Source organism: Candidatus Tectomicrobia bacterium, from assembly GCA_016192135.1.
Taxonomy (GTDB): domain Bacteria; phylum UBA8248; class UBA8248; order UBA8248; family UBA8248; genus 2-12-FULL-69-37.
On sequence record JACPUR010000013.1, the window covers coordinates 39,677 to 54,098 of the forward strand.

Annotated in this window: 17 protein-coding genes; 14 read left to right on the forward strand and 3 right to left on the reverse strand. The window is 70.2% G+C overall.

The features are described from left to right. Positions 1-58 precede the first annotated feature (58 nt). A complete protein-coding gene (locus tag HYZ11_04325; GenBank protein ID MBI3126812.1) occupies positions 59-1,519 on the reverse strand; it encodes an extracellular solute-binding protein in 1,461 nt (486 codons plus the stop codon). Positions 1,520-1,815: 296 nt separating this feature from the next. Here HYZ11_04325 and HYZ11_04330 point away from each other — a divergent pair, with 296 nt between their 5' ends. The 14 genes from HYZ11_04330 (at position 1,816) to HYZ11_04395 (ending at position 12,989) form a co-directional block, all read left to right on the forward strand. Next, positions 1,816-2,079, forward strand: coding sequence for a glutaredoxin 3 (locus HYZ11_04330; protein MBI3126813.1), 264 nt, complete (start codon positions 1,816-1,818; stop codon positions 2,077-2,079). Positions 2,080-2,095: 16 nt separating this feature from the next. Next, positions 2,096-2,341: a carboxymuconolactone decarboxylase family protein gene (locus HYZ11_04335; GenBank protein ID MBI3126814.1), complete on the forward strand. Its 246-nt coding sequence runs from the start codon at positions 2,096-2,098 to the stop codon at positions 2,339-2,341. 54 nt (positions 2,342-2,395) lie between these two features. After that, the gene (locus tag HYZ11_04340) at positions 2,396-2,674 is read left to right on the forward strand and encodes a peroxidase (GenBank protein MBI3126815.1); all 279 of its coding nucleotides are present in this window, start codon (positions 2,396-2,398) and stop codon (positions 2,672-2,674) included. Between the two features lie 196 nt (positions 2,675-2,870). Next, the gene (locus HYZ11_04345; protein ID MBI3126816.1) at positions 2,871-4,307 is read left to right on the forward strand and encodes a gamma-aminobutyrate dehydratase; all 1,437 of its coding nucleotides are present in this window, start codon (positions 2,871-2,873) and stop codon (positions 4,305-4,307) included. A gap of 66 nt (positions 4,308-4,373) precedes the next feature. After that, entirely contained in the window at positions 4,374-4,787 is a 414-nt protein-coding gene (locus HYZ11_04350) for a cupin domain-containing protein (GenBank protein ID MBI3126817.1), read from the forward strand. Between the two features lie 14 nt (positions 4,788-4,801). Beyond that, on the forward strand, positions 4,802-5,143 hold the full coding sequence (locus tag HYZ11_04355) for a hypothetical protein (GenBank protein ID MBI3126818.1): 342 nt from the start codon (positions 4,802-4,804) through the stop codon (positions 5,141-5,143). A gap of 38 nt (positions 5,144-5,181) precedes the next feature. Continuing rightward, on the forward strand, positions 5,182-5,916 hold the full coding sequence (locus HYZ11_04360) for a hypothetical protein (protein ID MBI3126819.1): 735 nt from the start codon (positions 5,182-5,184) through the stop codon (positions 5,914-5,916). An 11-nt stretch (positions 5,917-5,927) separates the two neighbouring features. Beyond that, positions 5,928-6,638, forward strand: a complete 711-nt coding sequence (locus HYZ11_04365) for a hypothetical protein (GenBank protein MBI3126820.1) — start codon at positions 5,928-5,930, stop codon at positions 6,636-6,638. Beyond that, positions 6,639-7,235: a hypothetical protein gene (locus HYZ11_04370; protein MBI3126821.1), complete on the forward strand. Its 597-nt coding sequence runs from the start codon at positions 6,639-6,641 to the stop codon at positions 7,233-7,235. Positions 7,236-7,287: 52 nt separating this feature from the next. Next, positions 7,288-8,337: a hypothetical protein gene (locus tag HYZ11_04375; protein ID MBI3126822.1), complete on the forward strand. Its 1,050-nt coding sequence runs from the start codon at positions 7,288-7,290 to the stop codon at positions 8,335-8,337. 639 nt (positions 8,338-8,976) lie between these two features. Further along, positions 8,977-10,128 carry an iron-containing alcohol dehydrogenase gene (locus HYZ11_04380; GenBank protein ID MBI3126823.1) on the forward strand — a complete coding sequence of 384 codons (1,152 nt, stop codon included), beginning with the start codon at positions 8,977-8,979 and terminating at the stop codon, positions 10,126-10,128. A gap of 272 nt (positions 10,129-10,400) precedes the next feature. Beyond that, positions 10,401-11,186 (forward strand): putative selenium-dependent hydroxylase accessory protein YqeC, encoded by a 786-nt coding sequence (gene yqeC / locus HYZ11_04385; protein ID MBI3126824.1) that lies wholly within the window; start codon positions 10,401-10,403, stop codon positions 11,184-11,186. Next, complete coding sequence (locus HYZ11_04390; protein ID MBI3126825.1) at positions 11,183-12,370, forward strand: M20 family metallopeptidase; 1,188 nt, start codon at positions 11,183-11,185, stop codon at positions 12,368-12,370. The genes yqeC and HYZ11_04390 overlap by 4 nt, the downstream gene beginning before the upstream one ends. A 91-nt stretch (positions 12,371-12,461) precedes the next feature. Beyond that, positions 12,462-12,989 carry a methyltransferase domain-containing protein gene (locus HYZ11_04395; protein MBI3126826.1) on the forward strand — a complete coding sequence of 176 codons (528 nt, stop codon included), beginning with the start codon at positions 12,462-12,464 and terminating at the stop codon, positions 12,987-12,989. 277 nt (positions 12,990-13,266) lie between these two features. Here HYZ11_04395 and HYZ11_04400 read toward each other — a convergent pair whose 3' ends face one another. Both HYZ11_04400 and HYZ11_04405 read right to left on the reverse strand, forming a co-directional pair. Then, complete coding sequence (locus HYZ11_04400; GenBank protein ID MBI3126827.1) at positions 13,267-13,548, reverse strand: hypothetical protein; 282 nt, start codon at positions 13,546-13,548, stop codon at positions 13,267-13,269. Between the two features lie 25 nt (positions 13,549-13,573). Next, positions 13,574-14,212, reverse strand: a complete 639-nt coding sequence (locus HYZ11_04405; protein MBI3126828.1) for a hypothetical protein — start codon at positions 14,210-14,212, stop codon at positions 13,574-13,576. Positions 14,213-14,422 lie beyond the last annotated feature (210 nt).

Below are 14,422 nucleotides of genomic sequence, written 5' to 3' on the forward strand. Positions count from 1 at the left end.
CTCGGGGCCCCCGCCCCCGCCCGGCGTGCCCGGGAGGGGGCGGGCGGCCGAAATTGGCCTACTTGAACTTGTCGATGTAGATGCCGCTCTCGACGCTCTGCCGCCAGGCCTTGACCTGGTAGGAGCGGCCGATGTCGCTCGTGACCTTGTTCCAGCCGGCCTCGATCCGCTTGGCGGCCTCCTCGGCCGTGTTGTTGTTGTTCATCACGTCGGCCAGGTTCTTGTCGAGGATGTTGAAGTACTCGTAGTTGCCCTCGATCATGAGGAGCGAGACGGCGTTCTTTGAGTTCTCCATCGTGACCTTGAGGAACTCCTCGCCGAACTTCTTCTTGATCCCCTCATGCTTGAAGTTCGTCTCCCGGAAGGGGTCCCAGAAGCCGCGCGGATGGGCGATGGCGTCGTCGCCCACGCTCGGGCTGGTGAACCACTGGATGAACCAGTAGGCCAGCTCGGGATGCTTGCTGTAGGCACTCACCATGTAGCCGGTGCCCGCCGCCTGGGGGGCGCGGCGCACGACCTTGCCGCCCCGCTCCACCCCCGGGATGAGACAGGGGAGCTGCTTGCCCTTCACCACGCTCTTGGGATTCGCGTTGCCGAAACCCACGATGGAGGGGAAGGACACGATCGAGAAAGCCTGGCCGCTGGCCCAGAAGGGATAGATTTGCGGGGTGCCCCAGCCCTGCACGTCGGGGGGCATATACTTCACGCTGGAGGCGAAGTTCCGGATGGCCTGAATGCCGGCCGGGGTGTTGATCTGGGGCTTCATGTCCTTGTCGAAGAGCAAGTGCCCGGCCATGTACATGGGGAAATGGCGGTAGGAGAAGTTGATGCTCCGGTAGGCCAGGGCGCCATAGAGGTCCTGGTCGAACTTCATCCCCCAGCGCGTCTGGCCCTTCTTCGTGTGGAAGAAGGCCGCCATCTGCTCCCACTCTTGGACGGTGTCGGGGCAGCCGGGGTCCTTGCCGAACTTGGCCCGGTACTCGGCCTTGGCCTGCGGATTCTCCACGATGTCCTTGCGCAGCACGAGCATCAGGTGGTCGCCGTCCAACACCATGTTGACCAGCTTGCCCTGGTAGAATTGCTGATAGGAGAGGCCGGGCGCCACGCCGGAGAAATCGGGTTTGCCCCTCGTGGCGAACGCGTCCATCGGCAGGACGACCTTCGCCCCCACGCCGTCCGGCGCGGTGTAGGGGAAGTCGTTGAAGAGGTCGAACTGGCCCGTCTTGGCCACCGACTCGGCCATGATCTTGGCCGGGATATCGGTGTAGCCCAGGGGCACGATGTTGAACTTCACCCCGGTGAGCTCGGTCCACTTCTTCGCGAAATCCGGGAAGGAGTTGTTGTAGAGGGAGCTCAAGAGGATGGTGAGCTGGGGATTCTGGAGGCTCTTTTTCTTGACGTAGTCCTTCGCCCCCTGGATGGCCCGCTCCGCCACCGGATCGGACGCCGCCCAGGCGGGCCCGGCCGCCAGCGCCAGGGCGATGGCGAGGCCGAGGACTTTCAGCAGTGTGCCTTTCATCCCTCAATCCTCCTTCGGTGGAAGACCATACCCTCGGCCGGGGCCGCGGCCACCTCCCCGGGCCCGACGGGCTCCAGCGGACACTCACAGAATTCCCCGGCCCAACCAGCGGAGAAAACCCCTGGGCCCGGAATAAAAACAATCGCACCGATGTTGGAATGCTATTTTGCATTCTCTGCGGAGTCAATCCCCGGGCGGGGGTGCGGGTGACGCAGCGCAGGCGTCCCTGCTATCTTCTCTGACGGCCCGGGTCCGGAACCGGAGCCCGCTGGATTGACGCGCACGGGAGGGATTCCATGCCCTACGAGATCGAGATGTACACCACCAATCCCTGCCCCTTCTGCCTGGCGGCGAAGAACCTCCTCCAGAAGCGGGGCCTGAAATGGAAGGAGCACCTCGTTTTCGGCGGCACCCCCGAGTGGGCCGCCATGATGAAGCGGACGAACGGCAAGACCGTCCCCCAGGTTATCATCAACGGCGAGGTGATCGGCGGCTTCCCCGAACTGTCCGCGCTGGACAAGGAGGACCGCCTGAAGGAGCTGGCGAACGGGAGAGAGTAAAAAGGGGAGTTCACGCATGGTCTGGATCCGTACGATCCCGGAAGACGAAGCGACGGGGATGCTCAAGCGGTATTATGAGGGAGCGAGGAAGAGCCGGGGCTTCCTCTCCGAGCGGATTACGGTTTTCAGCATCAAGGAAAACAACCTTCGGGCCAACCAGACGTTGACTTCCACCCTGATGGAAGGCGAATCGGGGCTTTCCAGGCCCGAGAAGGAGATGATTGCCGTCCGGGTGTCCGCCTTGAACCACTGTCATTACTGAACGGTGTCGCACGGGCAGGCGCTCGTTCAGCTGACCGCGGATGTGAACCTTCCCGTGGCCATTGAAAACGGGGACTTTGAAGGGCTCGGCCGCAGAATGCAGGCCGTTCTGCCATACGTGGAGAAACTCACTCTGCGCCCGGGCGAGATGGCTGAGGAAGACCTCGGGCCTCTGCGCGAAGCGGGGCTGTCCGACGAGGACATTCTCGATATGGTGATGATCGCCAGCTATTACGGCTACATCAACCGCGTCGTGGACGCCCTCGGCGTCCGCTTGTCCGCGGAGCAGGAGAAGCGGCAGGAGGAAATTGCCCTTTCGCGCAGCCGGGGGTGAGGGCGGCCCCCCGTGGGCCCCCAAGAGGGACAAGCCTTCTTTTGAGTGGCGATGCCCGCCCGCGCCAGGGCGCTGGGGCGGAGGGGGCCTGCCCCCTGCCCGTTTCTGCCGCACATTTCCCCCTCTCCCCCTTCCCCCTCCCCGCCAAAAGGGCTAGGCTTGGGGCCTCCTGACAACGCGAGCCGGAGGAAGCGCCATGCCGCTGATGAGCCCGGGGCAGTACAAGGAGAGCCTGCGCGACGGCCGGACGGTCTACTACCGGGGGGAGCGGGTGGAGGACGTGGCCGCCCATCCCGTCCTCGGGGTGGCCGTCGAGCACGCCTCGATCGACTACCGCATGGCCGAGGATCCGGCCGGACGGCCCCTCGCCGTGGTGGATGGGCCCGACGGCCCCGCCTCCCGCTACTACCACATCCCCCGCTCGGCGGATGACCTCCTGAAGCGCAGCGCCCTCATCGAGCGCGCCACCGCCCTGGGCGGCACCCTGGTGGTGCTCATCAAGGAGATCGGCACCGACGCCCTCTTCGCCCTCCACCTCCTGGCCGGCCATATGGACCGCACGAAGGGCACCTCCTATCTTCCCCGCGTCCAGAAGTTCTTTGAGCATTGCCGCTCCAAAGATCTCGCCGTGGCGGTGGCCCAGACCGACGTGAAGGGCGACCGGGGCAAGGGTCCGGGGGAGCAGGCCCACCCGGATTACTACGTGCGCGTCGTCTCCGAGGATAAGGAGGGCATCACCCTCCGGGGCGCTAAGGTCCACACCTCGGTCTCGGTGAACGCCCACGAGATCATCGTCCTCCCCACCCGGAACATGGGCCAGGGCGAGGAGGCCTATGCCGTCGCCTGCGCCGTCCCGGCCAACGCCCCGGGCCTCACCATGATCGCCAGCCCCTACGGGAGCCGGAAGTCCAACGCCTTCGAGGCCCCCATCAGCGCCCGCCACAAGATGATCGAGGCCCTCACCGTCTTCGAGGACGTGAAGGTGCCCTGGGAGCGCGTGTTCCTGAAGGGGGAAGCGGACATGGCCGGGCCCCTGGCCAAGACCTTCGTCGAGTTCCACCGCTTCACGGCGGTGAGCTACAAGCTCCCCCTGGTGGACCTCTTCGTCGGGGCCTCCCGCCTCATGGCCGAGTACAACGGCATCCTCCGGGCCAACCACGTGCGCGACAAGCTCGCCCGCCTCATCAGCTACGCCCAGATATGCCGGGGCATGGCCCGCGAGGCCGCCCGCGAGTGCAAGGTGGTGGACGGCATCGCCGTCCCCAGCGCCGAGCTCATCAACATCGCCAAACTCCACTTCGCCGAGAACTACCACCAGACGCTGGCCTGGGTCATCGACATCGCCGGGGGCCTCCTCGTCACCGGCCCCTCCGAGGAAGACCTGAACCACCCCCGCCTGGGCGAGATGGTTTCGAAGTACCTCGGCGGGGCGGGGGGCGTCCCGGCCGAGGACCGCCTCCGGCTCATCAACCTCATCGCCGAGATCACCACCACCGACTTCGCCGGCTACCAGGCCGTCCTCGCCATCCACGCCGAGGGCTCCATCGAGGCCGAGAAGCTCACCATCTTCGCCAGCCACGACGCCCGGGCCTCGGTCGCCTACGCCAAGCGGCTGGCGGGGATTGGGGATTGAACACGAGGGGATACCCCCTGCTCTTTTTGAATACCGGCCGTAATCATTCATAACAGGAGGAGCGCCATGGCCTATCTCTTCCGTCAGGACGAACTGCCCAAGCTGGTCTCGGTGACGCCGGGTCGGGAGCGCATCTTCTTCGTGAGCCCCGAGCTCGCGGGCACGGACGCCTTCCTCGCCGGCATCCTCCGCTACAAGAAGGGCGCCGCCTCGCCCTACCACTTCCACGAGAACTGTGAGCACTTCTACTTCTTCATCTCGGGCAACGCCTCGGTGGAGACCGAGGAGGGAACGCGGCCCGTCGCGCCGGGCACCCTGGTCTTCATCCCGGCGATGGAGAAGCACCGCCTGCGCGCGAGCGAGGACATCCTCTACCTGGAGTACCAGGCCCCCAACCGCTTCAAGACCACCATCCTGGAGGGGACCGAGGACGACCTGCGCTGGGCGAAGGTGGACGGCAAGATCTGGGTGCAGAGCTGAGAGGGGGTGACATCATGATCCAGTTCATCGACACCGAGGCGTGCGAGCGCGTGGGGGTGGGGCCGGGGCTCGGGACGGCCGCCGAGATCATGGGGCCGGAGCGCTGCGGGGCCCAAAACGGCCGGGGCCTCCTGCGCCGGGTGGGGCCGGGGGAGCGGGTCGAGGCCGAGGCCCTGCCCGGCGCCCGGCAGCTCCTCTACCTCATGGAGGGGGCCGGCACCATCGAGCTGGGCGGCAAGGCCCACCCCGCCGGCGCGGGCATGGGGGTGTTCCTGGACCTGGGCGAGGGCGCCGTCGTCCGCCACACGGGGGGCGCCCCCCTCAAGGTCTTCCACCTCATCGTGCCGAAGGAGTAGGCCGGGCGCGGCCTGCTCACATCCGCCAGGAGACGCGAATGCCCGAAGCCAAGGCCATCACCGCCATCTGGTCGAACGTCCCCAAGGAGCACGAGGAGGCCAGCCGCAAGTGGCACAACCTCGAGCACACGACCGAGCGCCTCGAGGGCCCCGGCTACCTCTGCTGCCGCCGCTACAACCGCGAGGGGGGCGAGGGCAAGCACGGGCGCTTCAACATGTTCGAGGCCGAGGATCTCTCCGCCTTCACCAGCGCCTACTACCTGCGCTCCCGCAACAACCCCACCCCCTGGACGCGCGCCTCGATGAAGCTCTCCCGGGACGGGGAGCGCAGCATCGCCTCCCTCGCCGCCTCGCACGGGCCCCGGCCGCGCATCGAGCCGCCCTACCTCTACCTGGTGCGCTTCAACCCGGCGCCGGGGGCGGAAGAGGAGATCGCCGCCTGGTACCGGGAGGAGCACCTCCCCCGCATGTGCGCCGTCGGGAGCGTGCTGCGCGGGCGGCTCTTCCGCCACTCGGAGGAGGTCACGAACGTCGAGACGGTGGAGTCCAAGATCCACGGCTCGACGGGCATGCGGCCGGGCGCCCGGGCTTTCCTGGCTCTCTACGACCTGACCACCGTCGAGCCCGTCGGAGGGGCCGCCTGGAAGGAGGCCGCGGCGGGCACCCCGCGCAGCGCCGAAATGATCCGGAAGCTCCTCGACCCCGTCCGCGAGACCTGGTGGCTCGACTTCGTGAAGTACTCCCCCGCCGTGCTCGCCCGGCTGGGGGGGTGAGGAGGCCCCCCTTGCCCGAACCGCAGGCCGTCACCGCCGTCTGGGTCAACGCCCCGGAGGCCCACGTCGAGGAGTTCCGCCGGTGGCACAACTGCGAGCACACGACCGACCGCCTCGAGGGGCCGGGCTACCGGTGCGTCCACCGCTACCGCCGGGCGGGCGGGGACGGCCGGCACGAGTTCTTCATCCTCTTCGGGGGGGATGACCTCTCGGCCTTCGACAGCCCGTATTACATGCGCTCGCGCAACAACCCCACCCCCTGGACGCGCAAGTGCATGGCCTTTCTCCGGGACGCCGAGCGCAGCGTTTGCGCCCTCGCCGCCTCCTTCGGGGAGCGGCCCCGCTATGACGCCCCCTACGTCTACACCGTCCGGGTCGACCCCTCCTGGGGACCGGGGGCGGAGGCGGAGCTCGCCGCCTGGTACCGCGAGGAGCACCTCGCCCGGATGTGCGCGGTCGAGGGGGTGCTGCGCGGCCGGCTCTTCGTCCGGGACGAGAGGCTCTCGGGCGAGGAGACCGAGGAGACGAAGATCCAGAGCATGGCGGCCGGGAGGCTGCCCCTCCTCGCCCTCTACGAGATGTCCACCCTCGGCCCCATCGACACCGGCGCCTGGCACGAGGCGGCCTACGGCACCCCGCGCAGCGCCGCCATGCGGGAGAAGGTGGCGAAGGGCGTCCGCGAGCGCTGGTGGCTCGACTTCGCGAAGTGGAGGGAGGCCTAGATGGACCTCCGCCTCTGCTTCATCGGCGACTCCTTCGTGAACGGCACCTCCGACCCCGAGTACCTCGGCTGGCCGGGGCGGCTCTGCCGGGCCGAGCGGGCGAAGGGCCACGCCCTGACCCTCTACAACCTGGGAATCCGCGGGGCCACGAGCCGGGACATCCTCGGCTGGTGGGAGGAGGAGGCCCTGCGCCGCCTGCCCCAGGGGACGGAGGGCCGCCTCATCCTCGCCTTCGGGGCGAACGACACCCGGCCCGCGGAGGGAGGAGGCCTGCGGGTCCCGCGGGAGGAGTCCATCGCGAACGCGGCCCGAGTCCTCCGCCGGGCCAAGCAGCTCCGTCCTCTCTTGATGGTGGGGCCGCCGCCGGTCGGGGACGAGGCGAACAACCGCCGCATCGCGGACCTTTCGGGCGCTTTGGCGGGAATGTGCCGGGAGGAGGGAACCCCCTGCCTCGAGGTGCATGCGCCCCTCGCCCGCTCGGGCACCTGGCAGAAGGAGGCGGCGGCGGGGGACGGCGCCCATCCCGGCGCCAGGGGCTACGCCGAGCTTGCGGCCCTGGTGGAATCCTGGTCTGCTTGGCGGGCGTGGCTGGATTGACCCAAGGAGCCCCCATGCCGCCGATCGACCTCCCGTCCCTCCTGGAAGCCTGATGCGCCTCCTCCAGCGGCCCCGCGTCCCGACCGCCTTCGGCCTTTGGCTGCGCCTGGCGCTCCTGGCCCTGGCCCTTCTCCTCTGGGGGCTGATGGCGATGGGCTGCGCCATGCCCCCCTCGCCCCCCGCCCGGGCGGACGGCCTTCCCGAAGCTCGGGCGGCGCGCCTCGCCCTCTACGAGAAGACCCTGCGCCACTACCTGGAGCGGGGCTGGCTCCCCTTTCTCGACCTGGGCGTCTCCCTGGCCGATCTCAAGGACCCGGACCGCCTGATCGAGGGCATGGACGCCGCCGGGGTGGCGCTCGCCGCCGTGAGCGCGCCGGACGAAGACGCCCTCTGGGAGGCGGTGCGCCGGCACCCGGGCCGCCTCGTGCCCTTGACCGGGGAGGCCCCGGCGGAGGCCTGGGCCGGGAGGCCGGCCGAGTTCCGCGAAGGGCTGGAGCGGCGGCTCGGCCGGGGGGCGCTCGGCATCGGTCCCATCCGGGCCGGGAGGCTCGCCGAAGGGGAGGAGAGCCGGCCCCGGCTGGAGGCCCTCGCGGCCCTCCTCGCCTTCGCGGCGGGGCGGCGCATCCCGGTCGTCCTCGACCTGCCCCCCGCCGACCCCGACGTCGGGCGGCTCGAAAAACTCCTGGCCGACCACCCGGCCGCCCAGGTGGTCTGGACCGGCGCGGGCCACCTCCCCCGGCGCGAGATGAACCCGGGCTACGGCCACGCCCTGCTGCGCGCCCTGAGCCTGCGGCACGCCAACCTCTCCTTCGCCCTGAGCACCCTCCAGCCCCCCGAGGCCTCCCCCGTCATCCGCCCCCAGCGGAACCTCCTCTACGACCCGGGCGGGCGCTTCACGCTGGAGTGGGGGGCCGTCATCGACTCCCGCGTTGGGCACTTCTTGACCGGCAGCTCCCCCGGCGCCGGGAGCGCCGCGGCCTACGCCGCCCGGATGAAGGCCTACCGGCGGCTCGCCATCGAATCCCTGGCTCCCGCCTCCCGCCCCAGGGTCGCCTACCAGAACGCCTGGCGCCTCCTGGCGGGGGAGGATTGGAAGGAGTAGGGGCGGCCTCCAGGGGCCCCCCAGCCCACACGGAACCCTTCCCTCGCGCGCGCGTAAAAATAAGCCTGAATAAGCCTGAACATCCCTGAATATCCCTGAAACCTCTCCTCCCTCCCGCACGCCCCGCATGGACCGGCCGTGACAACCCATCCCCCCTTTATTGGGGAAGTACCCGGTACTAGCGGCAACTATCCGGCATTCCCGCAACTATCCGGTACGCCCCGCCCCATCTTCTCCCCGCCCACGGGCGCATTCCCCTATGCGCGGGCGCACCCGCCCGCCGGCCGGCCCCGGGGGCCGGATCGGGAATGTAGGGCTTGCCGGGGAAAAGCCGGTTACCGCAAATGACAGCGATTTCGTGCAGGTTCGTGGGTGGGGAAGGATTTTGGGGGGGGGAGAGGTGCTTCAGCAGTCGAAGCCGGAGTTACGGCGGCGATTATCCCCTTGGCAAAGAATCCGGAGCGGGCGATGAGTAGGGACGTATTGCAATACGCCCCCACGGCCCTCACCCCAGCCCTCTCCCATAGGGAGAGAGAGCCCCCCCCGCATTGCGCCCCCCCTTCCCCCCGGGGATAATGAACGCCCCCTCCCGGGGCGGCGATCATCCATCCATACCCATCGGGCGAAGGAGCTTCCGCGATGTCGAGCATCCGCCATCCGCGCAGGACCTGGTTCGGGGCCGGGACGATCGAGAGGCTGAAGGAGGAGGCCCTGTTCCTGAAGGCCAGGCGCGCGCTTTTCTTCACCGACAAGGGGGTGCGGGGGGCGGGGGTGGCCGACAAGGCGCTGGCGCCGCTCGAGGAGGCGGGGGTGGAGGCCGTGATCTACGACGAGTGCCCGCCCGAGCCGGCCATCGGGGATTTGGAGGCGGCCCACGAGCGCTTCAAGGACGCGCGCCCGGACCTCGTGCTGGGGGTGGGGGGCGGGAGCTCGATGGACATGGCCAAGTCGGTCGCCGCCATCCTGGCGAACGGGGGAAAGCCCCGGGACTACCTGGGGGTGGAGCTCCTCCCCAAGCCCTCGGTGCCCACCATCCTCGTCCCCACCACGAGCGGCACGGGGGCCGAGGCCACGCCCAACGCGATTTTTTCGGTGCCCGAGCAGGGGGTGAAGCTCGCCATCGTGAGCACCTACATCATCCCCTGGGTGGCCATCGTGGACCCGGCCCTCACCCTCTCGGCCCCCCAGAAGGTGACCGCCGCCTCGGGTGTGGACGCCCTGACGCACTGCCTGGAGTCCTTCGTGAACCCGAACTCCCACCCCCTGAGCGAGCTCTACAGCGTGCGGGGGATGGAGCTCATCGCGGGCTCGCTCCGGCAGGTGTGCCGGGACGGGAGCGATTTAAAGGCGCGTTCGGACATGGCGCTGGGCTCCCACTACGGGGGCGTCTGCCTGGCGGGGGCGGGGGCGGGGGCCATCCACGCCCTGGCCTATCCCCTGGGCTCGCGCTTCCACATCCCCCACGGGGTGAGCAACTCGCTCATGTTCTCCCACGTCATGCGGTGGAACTTCGAGGCCGCGCCGGCCAAGTTCGCCCGCATCGCCCGCATCCTGGGGGAGAAGACCGACGGGCTTGCCGAGCGGGAGGCGGCCGAGCGCTCGGTGGGGGCGGTGGAGCGCCTGTGCCGGGACTGCGGGGTGCCCACCCGGCTGTCGGAGGTGGGGGTGCCGGCCCACGTCATCCCCGAGCTGGCCGAGGCGGCCTTCAGCACCCAGCAGCGCCTCCTGGGCTTCAACCCCCGCAAGCTCACCCAGGAGGACATCGAGGCCATCTACCGGGCGGCGGCGTGAGGGATGGGAGGGAATGGCATCTTCATTTGGGGCGGTTTTGCACTGTCATTCCGAGCGCAGCGAGGAATCTGCTTCTCAAGATCGAAAGCGGATTCCTCGGTCGCCCTTTTTGGGGGTCCCCAGGCGGCGAGCCGCCTGCGCGGGCTCCCTCGGAATGACAGGGATACATTCCGGCTGAACCCGGGATTCCCCGACCCCCTCTCCCCCTGGGAGAGGGAGTTTCGCGCGGTTTCATCCGCGGGAAACCTTCCGGCGGAAAGCGCCCGCCCCCGATGAGTGGCACCCCCCAGCCCCTCCCCTCCCTCTCGGCCGTCCTGGGCCTCAAGCCCGGGGACATGGCGGCCGTCATGGGCGCGGGGGGGAAGGCCACCCTGATGAAGCGGCTCGTGCGCGAGCTCCTGGACGCGGGCACCCCCGTCATCGTCACGAGCACCACCAACCTCCATGGCCTGGGGGCGGAGGAAGGCGTCTCCCTCCTCCTGAGCGGGGAGGGGCGCGATCGGGTGCGGGAGGCGGCGGCGGCCTGGGCCGCGCGGGGGCCGGTCGTCTGGGTCGAGAAGAAGCTGCCCCAGAACATGTTCCGGGGGCTCCCGCCCGCGCAGGTCGAGGCGCTCCACGCCCAGCGGTTCGGGGGCGTCCTGGTGGTGAAGACCGACGGCGCCCGCAAGCGCCTCGTCAAGGCGCCCGGGAAGGGCGAGCCCGTCATCCCCCGGGGGGCCACGCACTGCCTCGTGGTGCTGGGCCTGAGCGCCATCGGCCAGCGGGCGGAGCCGGGCATCGTCCACCGGGGGGAGCGCGTGGCGGCGCTCACGGGGCTGCGGCTGGGGGATGTCATCGCCCCGTCGCACCTGGCCGCCCTGGCCTCCCACCCCGAGAGCTACCCTTCGCGCCTCCCGCCGGGAAGCCGGAGGGTGCTCTACCTCAGCCACTGCACGGACGCGGAACGGCTCCGGCTGGCCGGGGAGGTGTGGCGCGGGGTCCCCCCGGGCCGCTACGATCTCCTCGTGGCGGGGGACACGGCCGAGGGGAATTTCTACGTCCAGGGGGAAAACGCATGATCGGCGGAAAGGCCCTGCTCGCCCGGCTCAAGGCCCGCCTTCCCCGGATGGTGGAGACGCTCGCCGAGGCGGTCGCCATCGACTCCCCGACCTTCCCCTGCGCGGGGACGAACGCCGTCGCCTCCCTCTTCGCGGAGCGCTACCGGGCGCTGGGCGCCGGGGTGGAGCGGATTCCCGGCGATCACGGGGCGGGGGACCACATGCTCGCCCGCTTCCCGGGGGCGACCCCGGGCGGGCCGAAGGTCATCCTCCTCGGGCACTGCGACACCGTCTTCCCGGAGGGCGAGGCCGCGCGGCGGCCCTTCACGGTGCGGGGGGAGCGCGCCCACGGCCCGGGCGTGGCCGACATGAAGGGGAGCCTCACCGCCTGCCTCTACGCCATGGAGGCGCTGCTGGAGGCGGGCTTCCGGCCCCGGGGCGAGGTGCTCGTGCTCTACGACACGGACGAGGAGCGGGGGAACCCCTCCTCCCGGCCCCACATCGAGCGCAAGGGCGGGGACGCGGCCGCCGCCCTCGTCATCGAGCCCGGCCGGGCGGACGGTTCGGTGGTCTCCTCCCGGAAGGGGAGCGTCTTTTACCGCCTCGGCGTGACGGGCGTCGAGGCCCACGCGGGGGTGGACCCGGAGAAGGGCCGGAGCGCGGTGGTGGAGCTGGCCCACCAGATCCTCCGCGCCCAGGCCCTGGAGCGGCCCGGGGGCACGGTGAACGTGACGGGCCTCTCGGGCGGGGAGCGGCCCCACATCGTGGCCGGGGAGGCCGCCTGCTTCATCGAGGCGCGGGCCGAGACCCAGGCCGTCCTCGACCAGATGGAGTGGGAGCTCCTCGCCCTCGCCAAGCAGCCCGCCCTGCGCGGCACCAGGCTCGGCTTCGAGCGCAAGGGCGGGCGCCCCGCCATGGAGCGGAACCGCAAGACCGACGCCCTCATCGGCCTCGCCGCCGAGGCCGCGCGCGAGGCCGGCTTCATCCTCATCCACACCCCCACGGGCGGGGGCTCGGACGGCAACTTCCTCTCGCCGCTCGGCGTGCCCGTGCTGGACGGCCTGGGCCCCGTCGGCGGCAACCTCCACACGGAGGACGAGTACCTCGATCTCCCCACCCTCCCTGAGCGCGCGGCCCTGATAGCGGGCTTGGTGGAGCGCATCGCGGGAGAAGAAGGTGAAAACCGGATTGAACGCCGCGCCTAGGCGCGCTGTAATGGCGCCGCGGCGGCTCCCCGTCTCCTGAGCCGCGCACCCCTCCCCATCCAGGCTCCCGCCGCCGTCCAGGTCCACGGCAATGGCCAACGCTCAGTCCCACCTCGATTTCCCGGGCATGGCCCTCTGGTTCAAGTTCCGGAACTTCCTCCACCCCCGGGACAAGCTCCTCGCGGAGATCCCCGTCCGCCCGGGCGACGCCGTGATGGACTACGGCTGCGGGCCGGGCGCCTCCATCCTTCCGCTGGCGGAGCGGGTGGGGCCGGAGGGGATCGTGTACGCCGTGGACATCCATCCGCTCTCGATCAAGTACGTCCAGGAGATCGTCGAGAAGCACCGGCTCGGGAACGTCCGCACCATCCTGACGGACGCCATCACGGGCCTGCCGATGGCGACGGTGGACGCCGTATGCCTCTTCGACGTGTTCCACGCGCTGGAGCAGCCCGCGCGCGCGATCCGGGAGATCCACCGCGTCCTCAAGCCGGAGGGCATCCTCTTCTTCAGCGACCACGCCATGAGGCACGAAGAAATCATCGCGGGGGTGACGCGCGGAGGGCTCTTCTGGCTGGCGGGCCGGGGCGAGAGGACCTACAGCTTCTCGAAGGGGTAGATTCGGAAAAATACGGCTCCGTGATGGCATTTCCCCTCACCCCTTCCCCCTCTCCGGGGGGGGCGCCGGGGCCCGCGAACCGCCTCCCTCAACGGATGAACGCGCCGAATTCCTCCCTCTCCCTCCAGGCCTCCGCCCGCCGGCCTTCCTCCGCCCGCCGAAGCGGGCTACGCGAAGGCGGGAGCGAGGTTCGCCAAAGCGGGAGGGGGCCGGGGCGAGGGAAGGGTGCGCGGGCATCCATTGAAACCGGGAGCCGAGCGGGTGGGACTTTACCCCGTCAGGCCCGGGTGTTGACGCGGCCCCCGCGGCCCTGCTTCAGCAGGATGGGCTTGAGGGCGGCGTCCTGGAGGGCCTGGACGACGGCGGGCGAGGTGGGCGGGATGCCCTGGTCCGGCCCCGCCTTGTCCGAGATGGACTTGGTGGACATGGGGAAGCGCTGGTTCGTCTGCTCGACCGGGGGCGGGATGGGCAGGGGCTTGCCCCGCGAGCCGAGGTCGGGCAGGAAGCGCGACCTCCCCGCCCCCTGCTGCGCCAGCTCTCTCCCATCGATGGCCGCCATCGCCCTACCTCATGAGCGGGACTTCCTAGACGAGCACGTCCACGACCGAACCGCGCGGCTCGCCCCCGCCCTGGGGGTCGGCCGCCGATCCGGGGCCGCCCGGGCCGCTCAGCGGGGGCTCGGGGGCCCGAAGCTCCGGCGCGGCGGGCCCGGCGCCGGGCTGCGCGCCTCCCAGCGGGCGCGGCCCGGGCACGTCCTCGCCGCCCCCGGTCTCCCCGAGAGGAGCGATGTCGCGCACCAGCGGGCTCGAGGGCCCCGCGGGCCCGAAGCCCCCGCCGCCGAACAAGGGAGCTCCCGCCTGGCCGGTGCCGGGCACGGGGAGCTGGACCTCGGGGCCCAGGCTCCGCTCCAGGGCCACGTCCGCCGGCCCCGTCGGCTCGCCCGTGTTCTGGTTCGGGCCGAGGGCGGCATTGCCTTCCTGGGGCGCCCCCGGCAGGTTCGCCGCGTTGCGGGCGGCCTCGTCGCGGGGGGTGCGCCGGGCGTCGTCCTGCTCGGGCCGCTCCTGGCGCTGGGGCGCCTCGGGCGCGGGCCGGGACTCGGATGCGCCGATGCGCGGGGCCTCGGTGACCAAGGAATTGAGGAGCGCCTGGCGCGCCTCGCGCTGCGCGAAAAGCTGGCGCGGGTCCACGCCGCCAAGGGGACTGAACTCGATCCGGTCAACCATGGGTCACCCACCTTCCTTGCAGAATCTCCTTCATTCGCAGGGCCCGCCGGAGCGCCCGCCCATGCGGCGCCCCGCCCTCCCGGCCCTTGGCCCTCCTTGGCCGACCCGGAAACAACCTAAGGGGCAATCCTCCCTTTGGAGGGCCCCGTTGTCTATATCGGCTGGACATAACCGCCACTTGAGCTTTTTTTTACAAAAATTTTCTTTATT